The organism is Paenibacillus lupini (assembly GCF_011761355.1).
Taxonomy (GTDB): domain Bacteria; phylum Bacillota; class Bacilli; order Paenibacillales; family Paenibacillaceae; genus Pristimantibacillus; species Pristimantibacillus lupini.
On record NZ_JAASRW010000002.1, the window covers coordinates 126,801 to 145,559 of the forward strand.

An 18,759-nucleotide genomic window follows, 5' to 3' on the forward strand; every position below is an offset into this window, starting at 1 on the left:
TCGCTTTTATCTTTTGTATTGCTTTAGCTCCAAAGCCGGTCGTTAGACCAAAAGCCGTTCCATTCGTCGGTAGGAAGCCATAGTCCAGGGATTTCCGGGTGCAGATGCTGTGCGATAACCTCGTCGTTAAGCTCCTCGATGCCAAGGCCCGGCGCATCAGGCACATGGATGAAGCCATTCTGGACCAGCGGCTTTGGCAGCTTGCTGACAATCAGATCGTCCCACCATTCAACATCGACAGAATGGTATTCAAGCGCCAGGAAGTTTTCCGTGGCAGCTGCGGCATGTACGGCTGCGAGGCAGGCGATAGGGCTCTCCGCCATATGGATGGCCATCGCAACGCCGTATTCCTGGGCCATGTCACCGATTTTTTTCGTTTCTAGAATACCGCCGGTCGTCAGCACGTCGGGATGGATGACGGATACGCCTCCGGATTCCAAGAGGGGCCTAAAGTTCTCCTTGAGATAGATGTCCTCTCCGGTACAGATTGGAGTTGTCACCATGCTAGCGAGCTGGGCATATTGATTCGTGTATTGCCATGGAATCATATCTTCCATCCAAGCCAGATTGTATTTTTCAATTCGACGGCCTAGCTTGATGCAATCCTGCAAGCCGATGTGTCCGAAATGGTCTACTGCGAGAGGTACCTCGTAACCGATGACCATGCGAACGTCGGCTACGTATTGCTCCAGCATGTCGAGACCTTTCTCGGTAACATGAATGCCGGTAAATGGATGAGCGATGTTATAAATATCGTAGTGACGATTACGTATTTCCCGCAGTTCATGCTCCGTGAAATTCGAATGCTTGCGGGAATACCAAGATTTGGACAGTGCTTTCTTTTCCTCTAGAAAGCCAAGCGGGGCATTTAATGTTCCGGGCTCATTAATAATCTGATTGATGCCAAGATCCATCTTCAGGAAGGTGTACCCTTGTTCCATTCTTTTTTGCAGCGCTAAGCCCATTGCTTTTCCCGTATCCTTGCCGTCGACGTCGGTGTCACAGTACATGCGGATTCGGTCGCGGAATTTTCCGCCCAGCATTTGATAGATTGGCATGCCGTAGGCTTTGCCGGCAATATCCCATAAGGCGATCTCAATGCCGCTCACGCCGCCGCCTTGCCGGGAATGTCCGCCAAATTGCTTAATTCTGCGGAACAGCTTGTCGATATTGCACGGATTTTCGCCTAGAAGTCTGCTTTTGAGCTGAAGGGCAAACATTCTGTCGGCGCCGTCTCGTACTTCGCCGAAACCAACGATGCCTTGGTTCGTGAACACCTTGATCAAGCTGCAGTGCATGGGAGCACCTGCAATATCGGCAAAACGAATATCGGTAATACGAAGCTCCGAAGGTTTGGAGTAGGTGTTGACGTAAGCTAACGTGCTTTCATAGCTTTCCTGTTGAGTCACGGGCATGGCTCCTTTAAGAGATATAGGTATTGGTCATTATTAATCAGTTACATTAACATGCCAGCACCATCCACACGGATGGTGGAGCCTGTCATAAACGAGGTTTCATCTGAGGCAATGTAGCAGGCTAGTGCTGCGACATCCGCAGGCAGTCCGACACGGCCAAGAGGGAATTTTTTTGGATTGGGATTACTATGTGATTGCCTGGACTTGCCGACGTCAATTGCGCCGGGCGCAATCGTATTGACCGTTATGCCATAACGCGCAAGCTCGATAGCGCTTTCCCTGCCTAGCATTTTGATGCCGCCTTTCGACATGCAGTAGACTGCATCGAAATCGGTGGGTCTTTTGCCATGGACGGAAGAGATATTAATGATGCGGCCGAAATTTTGTTTCTTCATATAAGGGATAACCGCCTGCATGCATTGCCAGTACCCTTTAAGATTGATGTTCATGACGCGGTCATATTGTTCTTCTGTATAATCGAACCAATGGATGTTAAGCTGCAGTGCAGCATTGTTGATTAGAATATCGATACCGCCAAGCTCAGCCGCACTAGTATCGACCATACGGAAGATATGTTCCCGATCAGCGACATCTGCTTGCACGGTCATACACAAGCCGCCGAACTCCTCGATTTGATGCTGCGTATCTTTGGCTCCGGCCTCGCTGGCATTGTAGTGAATGGCAACCTTCGCGCCTCGCTTTGCAAGCTCTATCGCAATACCTTTACCGATGCCCGTTCCCGCACCGGTGACGAGTGCCGATTTTCCTATTAAGCTTTGGCTCATTGCGATCGCGTCTCCCCCTCGGCGGGCTTGTTCATACGGTAATCCATATAATGCAGGAGGAAGCCGCCGTCCAGTCGGATATCTGCTCCGTTCAAATAGCCAGCTTCCTCTCCGGTAAGGAAGAAGGCAAGCTCGGCCAAATCGGTGGCCGTTCCAAGCAACGCCCCTGGCACCTTGTAACGGTAATCGTCGTAAAGTCCCGAAAGTTCACTTTGAAAAGTAACATCCGAACCTTCGATAGGGCCCATCTCAATCACATTGACACGGATGCCGAACCGGCCGAGAAACAATGCCGCTTCATGGGCAAGCATCTTCACCGCGCCTTGTGAGGCGCTGTAAGTGAAGGACGCTCCGGTTGGCTTCTCGTTGTGAATGGAGCTGACGAAGATGATGCTGCCACCGGCTCTAGCTGCCATCCGTCTGCCTAACGCTTGGGTACAGAAGAAGGCGGATTTGGCATTTCTTTGCATGATTTCGACAAATTCTGATTCCTCACAGCTTTCGACATGGGCAGGTCTTATGGCACAGCAATTGTGAATCATAACATCGACAGGGCCAAGCAGCTTTTCAGCCTGATCGAGCATAGTCGATAAGTCACGGCTGCTGCATAGATCCGCATGGGTAACGAGTACCTTAGAGCCTGCAGCTGTGCAGGAAACGAGCACGTCTTCCCATTCCTTGTCGTCTTGAAGACTGTTTAGAATCAGATCCGTACCACCCTGGATAAATCGTGCGATAAGGCCCTTGCCAGACCAGCTGTCGGCATCCGCGATGAAGACCACGTTCCTGGGCAAACCGTGTACACCTCCTCATAAATCTGGATTCTCTTCGGTTCCCGTTTCTCGTTACATGACCATCTTACCGAGCGATTGAAGCGAAAAGCGATGCCGTAAAATTATGATTTTGTTTGTTTTTTTACGGTTGATGCGACTGAAAAAAAGCTGATCATTTTCATCTTGACATTCCCGCTTGAAGCGACTAGCATCAGGTTATCGATTATCGATAATCCTAAAAAATACCAAATCCAAGGGTGGTGATAACAAGTGTCCATTGAAACAGCCAGTTCAGAGCAAAATCCAATCTCTCTTAGTGAGCATGTCTATATCACCTTAAAGAGGCAGATTATGAAGGGTGAACTGCTGCCCGGACACCGTATGATCGTTCTTGATATAGCCAAACAATTCAGCGTCAGCCAAGCGCCCGTCAGAGAAGCATTGGAGAGGCTGAAGCAGGAAGGTCTTATTGTCGGCAAAATGAATAAAGGCTCAGCCGTTTCTGAGATAACGGCCCAGGAAATACGAGACATATACTCGCTGCGCCAAATGGTCGAAGGCCACGCGCTTCGTGCAACGATGAAGGTGCTGGATGAGAAGGATATTACTTACCTTGAAGGCGTCATTGCCGGTATGCGGGAAGCAATCGATCAAGAGGATCCGTACCGTCTGGTTGAGCTGGATATGCTCTTTCACGGTTACTTTTATTTGCGTAGCGGGAATGAGCTGCTGTACAACATATGGAACAGCATTAAAACAAAGATTATGCGCTTTATTACCGTAACGAATCAAGATCACCCAGGCTATTCTCTTTCTGACTCACACACCGATATTTTGAATCTTATCAAATCGGGTGACGTCGATCTTACGGAAACGCTGCTGCTACAGGGATTGGATTTCTATAAAAATTACACCGGAGAATAGCACGGGAGCCATATTGACTTATTCATCCTTTCTCAAGAGAGGAGTGCCGATTATGAAGCAAGTGGAATTGGTTCGTGCTCGAACGCTGAATGAGCTGTTTCCCGGCATCGCCGGAGATATGAAGAGGAGCCTGGAAGAGAACGGTCTTCACGCTTTTTACGCTTACCCGGCTATAGCTTTGTTTAGCATTAGTACCCCAAAGGTGGATTTATGGTCCCGAAGATACGTTGTCGATGAACTGTATACTGTCATCAAGCGTTATGCGCCTGGCAACACGGCTATTCTTCCTGATGACAAGGGACATGTCGGAATCATTTTCTCGTGGGATGATCGCGAATCCCTATTAGAATTGTACAGCAGTATTTGCAACCAAGAGCATAGCTTCTCCCCTCAATTGATCTCACTTGGCATTAGCAATCCTTATCCGCAGCTATCTGATCTGCATCACGGTTACGAACAAGCCCTCCTCGCAATGAAATACCAATTCTACCAAGACCAATCACAGCCGATTTACTTCAGCAGCATTACTGAGTATGCAAGCGACGCCGAATATCCTGAAAATATGGAGGATGAACTTCTGCATCTTCTGACTAGCGACTCGATCACAGAATCTAGTACAATTCGTCAAGCGGTGGATGGCTTCTACGAAATGTTAACTCGGAATGGTCCGCTGCCAGTCAATAAAGTCGTTGATGCAACACTTCAGCTTCTAGTCAGCCTGCAGCTTCGGGTCAAATCCGCACTTGGTCAACCACATCTATGCAGTACGCCTGATATTACGGCACTCATGCAGCTGCACACGCTGGAAGAAATGAAAGACGCGGTTTGCGAGGCTTTAAAAGGGATGGGGGGAGTGTCTTATACCTCCGACTGCCTCAATCGCAACTTAATTAAGAAAGCGGTTACATTGATGGAGGAAGAGTACGATAGGGTATCCCTGCATTACGTCGCTGATAAAGTATTCATTACTCCAGCTTACTTAAGCTCCTTATTCAAATCGAAAATGGGTGTTACGTTTATCGAGCATCTGACTCGTATACGAATATCCAACGCTAAAAAGCTGCTTAAGCAAACGCATCTTAAAAACTATGAGGTCGCCGAACGAGTCGGCTATCAAGACTCTCGTTACTTTAGCCAAATTTTTAAAAAGAAGGTAGGTTTGTCGCCAAGCGAATTCCGGGATGCGAATTAAACGAAATAAACAACCGTAATGGAGGTTATTAACGAGAATGAAGGAGTGTGTTTGCTTATGAAATTAGCTGAGTTTTTCACTTCCTCTCCGGACCAGTTATGGCATTTGGCGAAGCAGATGGGCGTTGATTATGCTGTTGGCCCGCTGCCGAGGGAAGATAATGGCATGAAGCCCTGGGATTATATGAATCTGCTTCACATGAAGCAGCGCTATGAGAATCATGGTATTCAGCTGCTTGTCATCGAATCAGCGCCGCCGACGAATAAGATCAAGCTTGGCATGCCAGGCCGCGATGAAGAGATTGAATGGATGGGGCAGCTTATTTCGAATATGGGTGCTCTTGGCATTCCCGTTTTATGCTACAATTTCATGGCGCAATTTAATTGGTTCCGCACGTCGACAACGACGCGTACCCGCGGTGGAGCGCTCGTATCCAGTTATGATCATTCCTTGATGCAAAATGCGCCACTCACAGAAGCTGGCATCGTGACTGAGGATCAATTGTGGGACAATCTGCGTTATTACTTGGAAAGAATTGTGCCAATTGCAGAGAAAGCCAAGGTTAAGCTGGCACTACATCCTGATGATCCGCCTATAAGCCCGATTCGCGGCGTATCACGTATTCTCCGAAATGCAGAGGCATTGCAGCGTGCGATTGATCTTGTGCCAAGCGAATATAGCGGAATTACACTATGCCAAGGCACGCTTGCGACTGCAGGCGAGCATATCCCGGATGTCATCCGCCATTTCGCAAGACAGAATAAGTTATTCTTTGTGCATTTCCGCGACGTTGTCGGAACGCCGGACAAGTTCCATGAGACGTTCCATGATGACGGCAAAACCGATATGTACGAGGCCATGAAAGTGTATTATGAAGTTGGATTCGATGGTCCATCCAGACCGGACCATGTTCCGACAATGGAAGGGGAAGCTAATACGAATCCTGGATACGAAACGCTTGGACGTCTATATGGTGTAGGTTATATTAAAGGCTTGATGGAGGCGGCAATGGCAGAATCGAAGTCGTCTGCCGAGGTCAAGACGGGATAGCGGTTCTATAGAGGAAGGAAGCTATGTATGCTGCGGCTGCATAGCTTTTTTCTGTTAGATAGGTCCTTTTTTAGCCAAACAAGAGTGTAAAAAAACAAACAAATTCATAATTCTATCGCATGTACACTTGTAAGCGATTTCAATAAAATGAGCCTTATAGATGCTGTGAGGGAGATGAACGTGAGATGAAGGCGGAAGCTGTGTATAAGCCGGCGGCTGCAAAGCTGCGCATGACGAAGAAACTCAAAGGCTCGAACCATAATAATTTGGCAGGCTACATTTTCATTTCACCCTGGCTGATCGGTTTCTTGCTGCTTACGGTATGGCCGATCATCCAGTCTTTTTATTTGTCCTTTACGGAGTATTCGCTGCTTGAATCTCCGACTTGGACCGGAACGGATAACTACGCCAACATTTTCAAGAACGATACCGATTTCACGACTTCACTCAAGGTAACCTTTATTTTCGTGTTGTTTTCTGTCCCGCTTAAGCTTTTCTTCTCATTGATGGTCGCAATGATGCTGAACAAAAATTTGAAGGGCATAAATCTTTATCGGACGGCGATTTATTTCCCTTCTCTCATCGGCGGGAGCGTAGCCGTAGCGGCGCTGTGGCGCAACATGTTTAGTTTGAACGGTTATTTCAATCAGGTTCTTGCCTGGTTCGGCATTGAAGGCGTCGGTTGGATCACGAATCCGGATACCTCGCTCGCAACTCTGATTTTGCTTAATACGTGGCAATTTGGTTCTACAATGGTCATCTTTCTGGCCGGTCTGAAGCAGATCCCTAACGAGCTCTATGAGTCAGCGTCGGTCGATGGTGCCTCGAAGCTGCGGAAGTTTTTCCATATTACACTTCCGATGCTTTCGCCGGTTATGTTTTTCAACTTGGTGCTCGGCATTATCGGTTCGTTCCAAATGTTTACCGCCGCTTCCATCATTACGCAGGGTGGTCCGATCAATTCGACGTACATGTACGCACTGTTCCTCTACGACAAGGCGTTTAAGCATTATCAAATGGGATATGCTTCCGCTCTTGCCTGGATTCTACTCGTTATTGTAGCGCTAATTACCGCCATTAACTTTCTGGTATCGCGCTACTGGGTATTTTACGAGACGGATGGAGGGAAGCAAAAATGAACAATGCGCTTAGAAGTAACAAATTCACCAGCCATCTGCTGCTGATCGTGTTCTCTCTCCTGATGCTTTATCCGGTTATTTGGTGGATTGGCGCTTCACTCAAAACGACGGGCGAGATGAGCTCGCCTTCCATCTGGCCTTCCAAGCCGATCTGGGAAAATTACACACAGGGCTGGCAGTTTTCTCCAGAATTTACTTTTGCACGTTTCTTCGGAAATACGCTCCTTATGGAGTTTTGGAACGTGCTGGGCAGCATTCTCACAAGCGCGATCGTCGCATACGGCTTTGCACGTCTGAACTTCAAGTTCCGCGGCGTATTATTTTCGATTCTATTGCTCACCATGATGCTTCCGGGGCAAGTGACGATCGTTCCACAATATATTCTCTACAATAAGCTGCAGTTTATGGACAGTTATATTCCTCTAATTCTCCCGCATTTCTTCGGCGGCGGCGCATTCTTTATCTTTTTGCTGGTCCAATTCATAAGGGGCATCCCGCGGGAGCTGGATGAGGCTGCCAAAATCGACGGTGCATCGGTTTACGGTATTTTCTATCGGATTGTATTGCCGCTTATAAAGCCTGCTTTGGTGACGGTGGCGATCTTTACGTTTATATGGAGCTGGGACGATTACTTCGCACAAGTGCTGTATCTGAATTCGGTTGGCAATTTTACGGTCAATCTGGCTCTGCGCATGTACGTGGATCAGTTTGAAGTCCAATGGGGCAAGCTGCTGGCGATGTCGCTGGTTTCGGTTATGCCGTCCGTCGTTTTGTTTTTCTTCGCGCAGAAGCATTTCGTCGAGGGAATTGCAACGACGGGCTTAAAGGGATAACAACATGGCAGGTCCAGCTCAAACTATAAGGTAAAGGGGACAAAGAGGATGAGGCAAAGTGTTTACAAAGGATTAACGTTATTGACACTTGCAGCTACATTGGCATTAACGGCTTGCGGGAACGGCGGCGGGAATAATGGAGAGTCAAATGCTGCAAACAGCGGCGGTAAAGCAGATCCCAATGCTCCGGTAAAGCTTAAGATCATGTGGCAGGGACCGGATACCAGGCATCAGGCGATGCTGAAAACGCAGGAGGTGTATACGAAATTAAATCCATCCGTCACCTTCTCGCCTGAATATATGGCATGGGACGATTACTGGAAGAAGTTGCCGACGCTTGCTGCTTCCCATTCGCTGCCGGATGTCCTTCATATGGACGGCGCATACATTCAGGAATTTGCGACAAGAGGCACACTCGAGGATTTATCGGATATTGATCTTACCGGCATCATTGATGATAAGACATTGGAAAACTTGAAAATAGACGGCAAGCTTTACGGCATCCCGATCAGCCGTAATGCGCAAGGCATTGCCTTTAACAAGGAAGCGCTTACGGCTGCCGGCATCGAGCTGCCGAAGAAAGACTGGACGTGGGATGAATATTTTGACTTTGCAAGAAATTCGCGCGCCAAGCTTCCGGAAGGCGTCTATCCGATCGGCGACTCGACTACGTGGGATCATTACGAATACTATCAAATGTCGTACGGCAAAGGTCCGATTATTCAAGAGGATGGCAAGAAGTTTAATCTTGACAAAGAGCTGTTCATGAAGTTCTACGGCATATATGCGGAATTCCGCGAAAAGAAAATCGTTCCTCCTGCGGACATGGGCAGCGCCTTCAAGGACAATGATCCACAGGCCGATCCGATGGCAAGCGGCAAAGTAATGACACGAGGAGCTACGGTTGGTTCGGTAGGCGCGCTGGCGCAGTTAATGCCGGGGAAAGTGGGCATCGTCAACATGCCGGTCGGGCCGGAGGGCGGCGGATGGGCGCAGCCGACTATCTTCCTGAGCGTAAGCACCGATGCGAAGCATAAGGATGCAGCCAAGGCTTTCATCAAATGGTTCGTTACGGAAAAGGAAGCCGGCCAAACGTATGGGATGAATTTCGGCATTCCGATCTACGACGATATTTACGCAGCTCTTGAGCCTAATTTGGAAGAGAAGGATAAGCTCGGCAAGGAATTGTACGACGTAGCGAAGGATAAAGCGATGCCGTTCTCCCCAGCTGCGGCAGGATGGACAGAGTGGGTAGACAACTACAAGAAAACGATGGATGCCGTTATGTTTGGCCAGAAATCGATTGAAGATGCTTATAATGATATATCCAAATCAGGCAATGCACTCGCAGAGAAGTTAAGCAAAGCGAAATAATCGTTCGTTTACGAGAGTGATCGAGAACGGCCCGTTATTAACGGGCCAATCCCCAATAACCTTCTACATCCTTGACCGCTTGAATATATTTCGAGTAGATGTGGATTGAAGGAGGAAATGGGCAAATGGACGTTTATTCGAATGGTACTGTTGTACATACAGGCCGCTTGCCAAGAATGCAATTGGTGGAGGACTTCATCGCTTTTATCCAAGAAGCTAATGAGCTTCTTCAGAAGGAAATAGATCTGTCTCCTGTGAATCAATTAGTTACAAGTACCATCGGCCGCCTTTTCCTTCAACTGAGGTCTCGCTATTCACCGGAAGAAGTACATGCTGTTCTAAGCAATGAATACATTCAATTGAACAGACGAAATTTGCAGGATAAACTGTCGGAGGCTGAGTTTCTGGTAGAGCTAAGCGATTCTCGTCAGGTCTGCCAGTTTCCGGATTCCGTTTTGGATAAAGTGGAACAACTGCCTAATTGGAATACTTACATAGCTTTGGTTGGTGAGGAATTATCCACTCTTCATGGGATTGTTGAGCAGGCTAGGCAGTCTGACAATAAGCCGTTTGTCTTTGTTGGCAGCGGACCACTTCCGTTAAGTCCAATTCTTCTGCATCTTTTAAGTGATGTGAAGGTCATCTGTCTGGAGATGAATCCTGTGGCCTATGATGCATCATGCACTCTGCTTAATCGTATGGGCTTAAGGAACAAAGTGACTGTTGTAAACATAAATGGTTCGGATTTTGATTATAGCGCTTATGATCGAATCTTCGTTGCTAGTCTAGTAAGAAATAAACAGGCGGTTCTGGAGCAGATTAGCCGTACTTCAAAGGATCCTATTGTAGCTGTTCGTACAGCTGAAGGGATGAGGCAAATCATGTATGAAGCTATTGATGAGCTGCAGTTGAATAAGCAAGGGTGGAGGATTGAAGGGCGGACTTGTCCTGATGAAAAGCTGGTCATCAATTCGACCTTATTCCTGAATCGTTCTTGGAACTAGATTTAAATAAAGGAGTAAGGATATCGTAATGTTTATGTCGTAACGGAGCTAAAGGCTTGTCTGATTCGAAGCAGCGGCTGCAGCAAGAAATCCAAATCACTAAATAGAGGTGCAGGGATGATAGCTCCCCGCACCTCTGTTTTTTAACTTTGTTTATTTTATATATCGAATCTCTTTATTTTTGTCTATTAGACCGGTCTTACCGTGTCACGGTTAACTAGACTTGTAGGAAGCATTACTTTTTTGTTGCCATAGGAGTTACCTTCGCTGATTTCAAACAGCAGCTTGGCGCTCTCAAAGCCTAGAACGTCGAAATATTGTTTAACCGTACTTAATGCGACTTTAGCAAATTTAGAGCTTTCAAAATCATCGAAGCCCATAATCGAAAGCTGCTCCGGAATTCGAATGCCCCGGCTGGTTAACTGCTCTAGCACTTCTAGCGCACGTTTGTCATTCGCACAGAATAGCGCCGTAATGTCTCCCTCCTGAATTTGGCGGGTGAGTGCATCGTAATCCAATTCCTTCTCCAGAAATAGAAGCTTCTTGTTGGTAGGCAGGGAAGCATCAGCGATCGCGTTGCTATAACCGTTATAACGGTCTACCTCTGGACTGAGATGGAAATCGTAAGCGGCAAATCCGACCTTTGTATGTCCATTCCGGATCAAATATTCTACGGCTTCATAAGCTCCGTCGTGATTATTACAAGTCACTACATTGACGGGATACCCTGGAGGATACCGGTCAAGCATGACAAATGGAATCGATTTCTTACGAACATCATTAAGATAGCTTTTCGCTGCAACAGGATCTGAGGAATAAATAAGAAGCCCTCTTATACCCGACTGAATCAATTTCAGAATAAGCTCGCGTTCTTCCTCGAAGTTATTCTCCACAAATTCAATGATCAGTTTGCAATCGTGTTTGCCTAGAAAGGATTGAATGCCTTTCATAATTTGCATGTAGGAGCTGTCGTACATTTCAACGCCGGAGATAACAAAGGCGACCAAATTGGATGCTTTTTCCGATATGGTCGTTTGATTCGCCGCTACGAAACTTCCTTTTCCCCGTATGCGATAAATAACACCTTCATTTACAAGCTCGGAGAGTGCCTTTCTGACCGTAATAGAGCTCACATTCAACATTTTGGAAAATTCGGATTCGCTTGGTATACGATCATCCTTGGTGATTTCCTGATTCTCTATTTGAGCTAAGACATAGTCCTTAACGAGCTGGTACTTGGGCAGTGCCGTTTCTTTTTCACTCATTCTCGAGTCACCTCATAACAACATTTCCTTGATTATAACTTAACCAAAATGAAATTGGTATACTAACTTTTGTCCGAAAGTGAAATTAACCACACATTTCACTTTGTATTTTGGGAATAGAGTAGGAATATGCTCCTATTTGTACAAAAAGGTTTGAAATATTTAGGAGTTCGTATTACTATAGGTTCCAAGATAGTGTGTGAACTTGTTTTGCTTAGCATAATAAGTTTGGCTGTCATATTCATAGTATAAGAAGAAGGGAAGGTCAGTAGAAATGATTAGGTTTGTGTAAGCGCTTAACCCTATGGAGTAAAGTGGTGAGGAACTCACCTTCTATAAAAAAAGGTATAAACCGACGAATCTAATTTCTTCTTCTTCGTATACATACTTGCTTAGAACAGAATGGGAGGATTAATAAATGAATAATAGCATGTTAAGTGGAAACCCTGTATTTCCTGGCTGGTATGCCGATCCGGAAGCGAGAATCTTCGATGGACGGTACTGGATTTATCCGACGTATTCTGCGAAATATGAGGAGCAGCTTTTTTTGGATGCCTTTTGTTCGGATGATTTGGTTAACTGGACGAAGGTGGAACGGATACTTACTATTGAGGATTTTAAATGGGCGCATAAAGCGGTGTGGGCGCCATCGCCAATTGAGTGTAATGGAAAATACTATATCTATTTCTCAGCAAATGATATTCAGAGCAATGACGAACTTGGAGGTATTGGGGTCGGGGTAGCTGACCGACCAGAGGGACCCTTCCGTGATGCGATAGGAAAACCTTTGATCGACCAGTTCTACCATGGTGCACAACCAATCGATCCGCATGTTTTTCAGGATGAAGATGGTGAGAGATACCTCTATTACGGAGGCTGGGGACATTGTAATGTCGTCCGTCTTGGCGTGGATATGATTAGTCTGCTTCCTTTCGAGGATGGCAGTCTTTATCGGGAAGTGACACCGGAAGGTTATGTAGAAGGTCCTTGTATGATTAAGCGGAACGGCCAATACGTCTTCATGTGGGCGGAAGGTGGATGGGGCGGACCAGACTATCGCGTAGCATATGCTTTGGCGGATTCACCGGTTGGACCATTCGAGAGGAAGGATACGATTCTGCAGCAGGATCCTAACGTTGCAACTGGTGCTGGCCATCACGGCTTTATCCAAATACCAGATACGGATGAGTTTTATATTGTCTATCATCGTCGCCCTCTCACAGAAACAGCTGCGAATCATCGGGTAGTGTGTATCGATAGACTTATCTTTAATGAGGACAATACGATTCGTCCCGTAGAGATCAGTTTTGAAGGTGTCCAGGCCCGTACGCTCGGAACGAATGATTAACGATTAGGGCAGGTGATCGGGATGAATCAGGTCAAGAAGGCTTATTTCGTAGATGGCTATCATGGCGGTATAAAAGGTCATATGCCGCTAGGTTCTTGGGCGGATGTCATTCGACGTCTTGAGGAGAATCCGGCATGGAAGCTGTGCCTTGATATTGAGCCGATCTCCTGGGAAGCGCTGCGCCGGACAGATCCCCGTTCGTATGATGCAATTAAGAGCCATCTGCTGGACAACGCCGGTCGTGTTGAAATGGTGGCGGGCAGTTATGCCCAGCCTTATGGCTGGGTGATCGGCGGAGAGAGCAATATCCGGCATCTAATACGCGGTAAAGAGATTACTAATAAGCATTTTCCTGGAATTATCATAGATACTTATGCGACACAAGAGCCTTGCTGGAGCAGCAGCTATCCTCAAATTCTTCGTTCACTCGGTTATAAGCGTGCTGTGCTTAAAAATCCGGGTACGGGATGGGGCGGTTATGCTTCAGGGACAAATCACGAAATGGTGTTATGGGTTGGACCGGATGGATCATCGATCCCATGTGTACCGAGATATGCATGCGAAGAGCTTCTTAATTGCTGGGAGTCAGAAGCTGGATATATGAAGCCTGAATTTGTAGATAAGTGTATAGCGCAAGGGATAACAAATCCCGTTGGCAGCTTCCTGCAGGATCTTGGTTGGCAAGCGAGGCCGTGGCTTGAAGCGGATAATATTCAAAATGTAACGTGGCGCGAATATATAGATGAAATTGCGGCGAAGCCCTCCGAAGAATGGCATTTCACTCAGGAGGATATCCGCTGTACATTGCCTTGGGGTGAAGGGACTCTACAAAGAATGTCGCGAGAGGTGCGTTCGGCAGAGCAAGCGGTCCTTGCGGCAGAGAAGCTAGCTTCTATTGCTAGTGTGCTAAGCGGCTATTCATATCCAACGGATAAGCTTCGAGAGGCTTGGGATCAATTGCTCTTGTCCCAGCATCATGATGCCTGGATTTGTGCAACAACGAGAGTTGGACGAGACCAATGGGCGTGGCAGGCAGGAGCACAAAGCTGGATGGTTGAGCAGATTGCTAATGAGATTCGAGACCAGGCGATGAACAGTATTGGTCCGGAATCGAATGATGATGGAAGCGGAGCTCAAGGATATGGCATTCGAGTATTTAATACAGCTGGCACCGTGCGGAAGGAATTAGTCGAAATTGAAGTTCCGGCAGCGGGGTCAACGAATGCCGTTCTTGTGAAAGATACCGAAGGCAACCTGATTCCAAGTCAGATTGTTCCAACTCGGGTATCCCCGGAAGATGGCGCTCTTTATGCGTGTAAATTGCTTTTCGAAGCAGAGTCTCCTGCAATGGGCTATCGCGATTATGTTATTGAGCATGTGAAGCAGGCTGCTTCTAAGACAGATGCTTACCCTAAGCAGGATGATAACCACGCGAGTGTTGTTGTACATGACGATCATGCCGTAATCACGACCGATTTATATAAGATTCATACTGACTCGACAAGAGGCGGTGTCATTACAGCGTTATTTGACCGGGAACAAAACCGTTCAATCGCTTCTCCAGATCGTCCGTTTAATGAATTTACGGGCTATCTCATCTCCGAAGCGCGATGGGCAAGCAGCACGGAGTCTCCTGTTGTTGTAAATGTAAAAGAAAACGGTCCGCTCCGTGTTGTTATCGAGATGAAAGGGACATTCGCAGACACCGATTATGTAACAACGTTATCGGTTGCCAAAGGCAGGCGAACAATTGATTTCCATGTACGTTTTCATTATAAGAGCGATACTTGGATTGGTGACCCTTGGGAAATCGCACCGGAGAATCGAAGCACTGAACGCAGAAAATCACATCATAATACCCGCGCTAAGCTGCAGGCTCGATTCCCGATTGCTCTCAGCAATGGGAAGCTGTATAAAAACTCGGCCTTTGATGTAACGGAAAGCCGTCATTCGAATACTTACTATGAACGTTGGGATGAGATTAAGCATAATATCATCCTCAATTGGGTGGATGTATACGATGAGCAGAGCAATAGCGGTCTCGCGATTTTCTCCGATCATACGACGGATTATTCGCATGGGGAAGATGAACCGCTTGCTCTTACACTAGGCTGGGGCGGGGAAGGCGGTTTCTGGTGGGGCAAGCGTCCGCTTCAGGATGTTCAAGAGATGCGTTACGCGATCTTGCCGCATAGTGATCGTTGGGACCTCGCAGGCATTCCGCAGGAATCACAGCGTTGGACAGAACCACTCCTGCCAGTACATATTCGGTTATCTTCTAATAACGCTCAAGACATGTCGATTTTGCAGGTTACGGATCCTTCGATTGAAATCAGCTCCATGCAGCGGGACGATAAGGATATCCTCGTAAGATTATACAATTCGAGCTTAGAGTGTTCGAGCTTCTCGGTTATGATTGACGCCGATTCGTGCGATGTCACTGCAGCTGAGCTTGACGGAAAACATAAAGAAGCGCTTCAGCTCATGATCTTGCCGGACGGCAGATCTAAAGTTAGCCTGACGCTTCCTTGTCATGGACTTGCAACGCTGCGAATTTCTAACTTTTGATACAACAAAGACGAATCTATAGGATGTGAACCCGGATTTGAATACGAGAAAAGAGATTCAGTATCAACTTGAAAACCTGCTTAGGGCCAAGCAAAGGTTGATTTATAGAAAATTATCGTCTGTCGAATTTACCGGTTTTATCACGAAAGAACGCCTTTCCTATTCAGAGATTAGTGATTACGGGTTCGAGCCAATACATCCTGGTGATCGTTGGGGCAGTAATTGGATGTATCTCTGGCTGCGTGGAACCATTGTTGCTCCGAAGGAAGCGGAGGGTAAGCGACTGGTGGTCCTTGCGGACTTTGGCTCGGAAGCGACCCTCTACATTAACGGAGTTGTTAGCGGTGCAATAGATATGCAGCATCACGATGTGACATTGACTCGTAATAGCCGGGAAGGGGAACAATTCGAGTTCGTTGCTGAAGCTTACGCAGGTCATTCCGGCCAACAGCCCGTGTTTGGTGAGTCGTATTTATGTCTTTTTGAAGAGGATGTCTATCAGTTTTTCATAGACCTCGAATGCTTGTGGCAGGTTCTTAAGTTCACGGATGCCAACTCGCTGCGGGCTGCGGAAATTAACCGTTGTTTGACGGAAGTGATAGCCGCCGTTGATTTCGGACTGGAAGAGGAGGAGCTTGCAAATCATATGAAGTTCTGCCGAGACCTGATGCAGCCGCTCCTGGAATGTGTCAACGGTTCAACATCACCGCTCCTGTTCCTAATGGGGCAGTCTCATCTAGATATTGCCTGGCTGTGGCCGATCGAAGAGACGAGACGGAAAATTGCCCGCACGATGTCTAATCAGCTCGCACTTATGGATGAATATCCAGAGTATCAATACACTCAGAGTCAGCCTTATTTGTTCCAACTGGCCAAGGAGCTTTACCCGGAGATGTATGCACGCATCAAGCAGAGGGTAGCGGAAGGGCGGATCATTCCTGAAGGCGGAATGTGGGTGGAGTCCGATACGAATCTAGCAGGCGGGGAAAGCCTGATTCGCCAGTTCCTTCATGGCAAGCGGTTCTTCCAGGAGGAGTTCGGCAAGGATAACCAAATGCTGTGGCTGCCTGATGTATTTGGTTATTCCGGCAATATGCCGCAAATTATGAAAGGCTGCGGAATCAACTATTTTGCATCGGTGAAGATGTTCCAGACCTATGAAAATGTGGTAGACCCATTCCCGTACAACACGTTCATGTGGGAGGGTATTGATGGATCGGAAGTTTTGACACATCTGCTGGATTATGGCGACTATCCGATTCGGGTTAATCCATCGTTCCTGATCGGACAGTGGAACGACCGTGTGCAGAAGGACGGTATTTCAACCAGACTCGTGCAATACGGACATGGAGACGGTGGCGGCGGAGCTAACCGGGATGATATGGAATTCCTGCGCCGGCTCGAAAATCTGGAAGGTGTACCTCGGACGAGACAAGGCTCGCCAATTGATTATTTTGAAGATCAGATTGCTAGGGGTATTCCGGATGCGAAATACGTTGGAGAGCTGTACTATCCTGCCCACCGGGGGACGTATACGACTCAGGCGCAGTTGAAACGTTTGAATCGAAAAACGGAAATTGGCTTCCGTGAGGTTGAATTATGGGGTGCCGCGGCGGAGCTGCTTCAGACAAAAGCTTATCCGTACGAGAAAATGAATGATCTGTGGAAGCAGCTGTTACTACATCACTTCCACGATATTTTGCCTGGTACCTCTATTCATCGTGTTCATGAAGAGGCACAGGCTGAGCTGACCAAGCTGCATGGAACGATTCATGAAATGGCTGACGAGGTTAGAGCTTCTTTGGCAGTGAAAGAGTCAGCAGATGTGACCGTATTTAATTCGCTTTCCTGGGACAGGAAGGAACTTGTTGCCCTGCCGGATGGCGTTCGTGCGATTGCAGATTATACGGGGAATGTGGTGCCGGTACAGTGGCATGAAGGTGCTTTATATGCCGAGCTGGCGTCACCGTCTATGGGTTGGTCTACATATGGCGTCATACAAGAAGATCAAATGGTACCAGTAGTCGCATCATCAGCTGTTACGGCTACCGAGTCACACCTGGAAAATGAGTATCTGGCTATTGAAATGAATGATCGAGGCGAATTCATCAGTATCATAGATAAACAGACAGGTACCGAGTGGGCAGCGGATTCTTGCAATGTTATTGCGATGTACAGGGACCAGCCTTCCGCATTTGATGCCTGGGAGATTGATCGCCGTTATCAAGCGTCCAGAGTTGCGCTGGAGGACAAAGCTGAGATTACGGTCACAGCTAATGGACCACTCTTTGCTAATGTCCGTATAGAGCGAAAGCTTCATCAGTCGACGATTGTGCAGGATATCCGGATTCGTTCCGGAAGCCGGAGAGTTGAATTCCATACAACGGTGGAGTGGAATGAGAAGAACAAGATGCTGCGTGTTGATTTTCCGGTTAATGTTCATGCCAATGAATCCATGCAGGAGATTCAGTTCGGTTATGTACGCAGGCCTAATCACGCTTCCCGGCCGCATGATGCGGACCGGTTCGAGGTAAGCCAGCATAAGTGGACAGCGCTTGCGGAGACGAACCGCGGCTTTGCTCTGCTAAACGACTGTAAGTATGGGGTTGCGGTAAAAGATCAAACGATCAGTCTGACACTCCTTCGTTCACCGTCTTATCCGGATGAAACATCTGATCAAGGAACACAACAATTCACTTACGGCTTCCTATTCTGGGACGGGGCGTTCCACGACAGCCGGGTCATTCAGGAAGCTTATGAACTTAATTATCCGATGCATACTTTGCATGGAGCCAGCAGCCTGATCGAACAATCTCTCCTCCAAGTTGATCAGGCGAATATCATTGCAGAGACGGTTAAGCTTGCCGAAGATGGAACTGGGGATTGGATTATACGACTATATGAAAGCAAAGGGTCTTCGGTGTCTTGCGGCATTCGTGCCGGACTGCCTTATTCCACTCTGTTTGAGACCGATATGCTGGAAAATAACCAAACGGAGCTGCCTGTCATTAATGAACGAATTCATCTGCAATTCCGGCCATTTGAAGTGAAGACCATTCGTCTTGTTAAATCAAAGGAGGTATCTTAAA

Annotated in this window: 14 protein-coding genes; 10 read left to right on the forward strand and 4 right to left on the reverse strand. The window is 47.3% G+C overall.

Going from position 1 to position 18,759, the window contains the following annotated elements:
* Positions 1 to 23: 23 nt before the first annotated feature.
* From FHS17_RS06335 to FHS17_RS06345, 3 genes are read right to left on the reverse strand one after another with little or no spacing between them, the layout of a single operon-like run.
* Entirely contained in the window at positions 24 to 1,409 is a 1,386-nt protein-coding gene (locus FHS17_RS06335; protein WP_341805783.1) for a mandelate racemase/muconate lactonizing enzyme family protein, read from the reverse strand.
* Between the two features lie 47 nt (positions 1,410 to 1,456).
* A complete protein-coding gene (locus FHS17_RS06340; RefSeq protein ID WP_167276812.1) occupies positions 1,457 to 2,200 on the reverse strand; it encodes an SDR family NAD(P)-dependent oxidoreductase in 744 nt (247 codons plus the stop codon).
* Entirely contained in the window at positions 2,197 to 2,994 is a 798-nt protein-coding gene (locus tag FHS17_RS06345) for an SDR family NAD(P)-dependent oxidoreductase (RefSeq protein ID WP_167276815.1), read from the reverse strand. Before FHS17_RS06345 ends, FHS17_RS06340 begins: the two co-directional genes overlap by 4 nt.
* 249 nt (positions 2,995 to 3,243) lie before the next feature.
* On the opposite strand from FHS17_RS06345, the gene FHS17_RS06350 reads away from it, so the two are divergent.
* The 7 genes from FHS17_RS06350 to FHS17_RS06380 all read left to right on the forward strand — a co-directional run bounded on the left by FHS17_RS06350 (position 3,244) and on the right by FHS17_RS06380 (position 10,489).
* Positions 3,244 to 3,897 carry an FCD domain-containing protein gene (locus FHS17_RS06350; protein ID WP_167276818.1) on the forward strand — a complete coding sequence of 218 codons (654 nt, stop codon included), beginning with the start codon at positions 3,244 to 3,246 and terminating at the stop codon, positions 3,895 to 3,897.
* 52 nt (positions 3,898 to 3,949) lie between these two features.
* Positions 3,950 to 5,089 carry a helix-turn-helix domain-containing protein gene (locus tag FHS17_RS06355; RefSeq protein ID WP_167276821.1) on the forward strand — a complete coding sequence of 380 codons (1,140 nt, stop codon included), beginning with the start codon at positions 3,950 to 3,952 and terminating at the stop codon, positions 5,087 to 5,089.
* 57 nt (positions 5,090 to 5,146) lie between these two features.
* The gene (locus FHS17_RS06360) at positions 5,147 to 6,139 is read left to right on the forward strand and encodes a mannonate dehydratase (RefSeq protein ID WP_167276824.1); all 993 of its coding nucleotides are present in this window, start codon (positions 5,147 to 5,149) and stop codon (positions 6,137 to 6,139) included.
* Between the two features lie 185 nt (positions 6,140 to 6,324).
* Positions 6,325 to 7,278, forward strand: coding sequence for a carbohydrate ABC transporter permease (locus FHS17_RS06365; RefSeq protein WP_167276827.1), 954 nt, complete (start codon positions 6,325 to 6,327; stop codon positions 7,276 to 7,278).
* A complete protein-coding gene (locus FHS17_RS06370) occupies positions 7,275 to 8,111 on the forward strand; it encodes a carbohydrate ABC transporter permease (RefSeq protein WP_167276830.1) in 837 nt (278 codons plus the stop codon). Before FHS17_RS06365 ends, FHS17_RS06370 begins: the two co-directional genes overlap by 4 nt.
* A 48-nt stretch (positions 8,112 to 8,159) precedes the next feature.
* On the forward strand, positions 8,160 to 9,485 hold the full coding sequence (locus FHS17_RS06375; RefSeq protein WP_167276833.1) for an ABC transporter substrate-binding protein: 1,326 nt from the start codon (positions 8,160 to 8,162) through the stop codon (positions 9,483 to 9,485).
* 125 nt (positions 9,486 to 9,610) lie between these two features.
* A complete protein-coding gene (locus FHS17_RS06380) occupies positions 9,611 to 10,489 on the forward strand; it encodes a nicotianamine synthase family protein (RefSeq protein WP_167276835.1) in 879 nt (292 codons plus the stop codon).
* Positions 10,490 to 10,677: 188 nt separating this feature from the next.
* On the opposite strand, the gene FHS17_RS06385 is transcribed toward FHS17_RS06380, so the two are convergent.
* A complete protein-coding gene (locus FHS17_RS06385) occupies positions 10,678 to 11,754 on the reverse strand; it encodes a LacI family DNA-binding transcriptional regulator (RefSeq protein ID WP_167276838.1) in 1,077 nt (358 codons plus the stop codon).
* 418 nt (positions 11,755 to 12,172) lie between these two features.
* Here FHS17_RS06385 and FHS17_RS06390 point away from each other — a divergent pair, with 418 nt between their 5' ends.
* From FHS17_RS06390 to FHS17_RS06400, 3 genes are read left to right on the forward strand one after another with little or no spacing between them, the layout of a single operon-like run.
* Complete coding sequence (locus FHS17_RS06390; RefSeq protein WP_167276841.1) at positions 12,173 to 13,102, forward strand: glycoside hydrolase family 43 protein; 930 nt, start codon at positions 12,173 to 12,175, stop codon at positions 13,100 to 13,102.
* Positions 13,103 to 13,123: 21 nt separating this feature from the next.
* Complete coding sequence (locus FHS17_RS06395; RefSeq protein WP_167276845.1) at positions 13,124 to 15,670, forward strand: glycoside hydrolase family 38 C-terminal domain-containing protein; 2,547 nt, start codon at positions 13,124 to 13,126, stop codon at positions 15,668 to 15,670.
* A 37-nt stretch (positions 15,671 to 15,707) separates the two neighbouring features.
* Positions 15,708 to 18,758, forward strand: a complete 3,051-nt coding sequence (locus FHS17_RS06400; protein WP_167276848.1) for an alpha-mannosidase — start codon at positions 15,708 to 15,710, stop codon at positions 18,756 to 18,758.
* The last annotated feature ends 1 nt before the right edge of the window (position 18,759 follow it).

What these genes read in the sequence shown, in the direction of transcription:
- FHS17_RS06360 (WP_167276824.1), top strand. Translation starts at nt 5,147, where the DNA reads ATGAAATTAGCTGAGTTTTTCACTTCCTCTCCGGACCAGTTATGGCAT.
- FHS17_RS06340 (WP_167276812.1), bottom strand. Translation starts at nt 2,200, where the DNA reads ATGAGCCAAAGCTTAATAGGAAAATCGGCACTCGTCACCGGTGCGGGA.
- FHS17_RS06365 (WP_167276827.1), top strand. Translation starts at nt 6,325, where the DNA reads ATGAAGGCGGAAGCTGTGTATAAGCCGGCGGCTGCAAAGCTGCGCATG.
- FHS17_RS06385 (WP_167276838.1), bottom strand. Translation starts at nt 11,754, where the DNA reads ATGAGTGAAAAAGAAACGGCACTGCCCAAGTACCAGCTCGTTAAGGAC.
- FHS17_RS06355 (WP_167276821.1), top strand. Translation starts at nt 3,950, where the DNA reads ATGAAGCAAGTGGAATTGGTTCGTGCTCGAACGCTGAATGAGCTGTTT.
- FHS17_RS06390 (WP_167276841.1), top strand. Translation starts at nt 12,173, where the DNA reads ATGAATAATAGCATGTTAAGTGGAAACCCTGTATTTCCTGGCTGGTAT.
- FHS17_RS06395 (WP_167276845.1), top strand. Translation starts at nt 13,124, where the DNA reads ATGAATCAGGTCAAGAAGGCTTATTTCGTAGATGGCTATCATGGCGGT.
- FHS17_RS06370 (WP_167276830.1), top strand. Translation starts at nt 7,275, where the DNA reads ATGAACAATGCGCTTAGAAGTAACAAATTCACCAGCCATCTGCTGCTG.
- FHS17_RS06375 (WP_167276833.1), top strand. Translation starts at nt 8,160, where the DNA reads ATGAGGCAAAGTGTTTACAAAGGATTAACGTTATTGACACTTGCAGCT.
- FHS17_RS06380 (WP_167276835.1), top strand. Translation starts at nt 9,611, where the DNA reads ATGGACGTTTATTCGAATGGTACTGTTGTACATACAGGCCGCTTGCCA.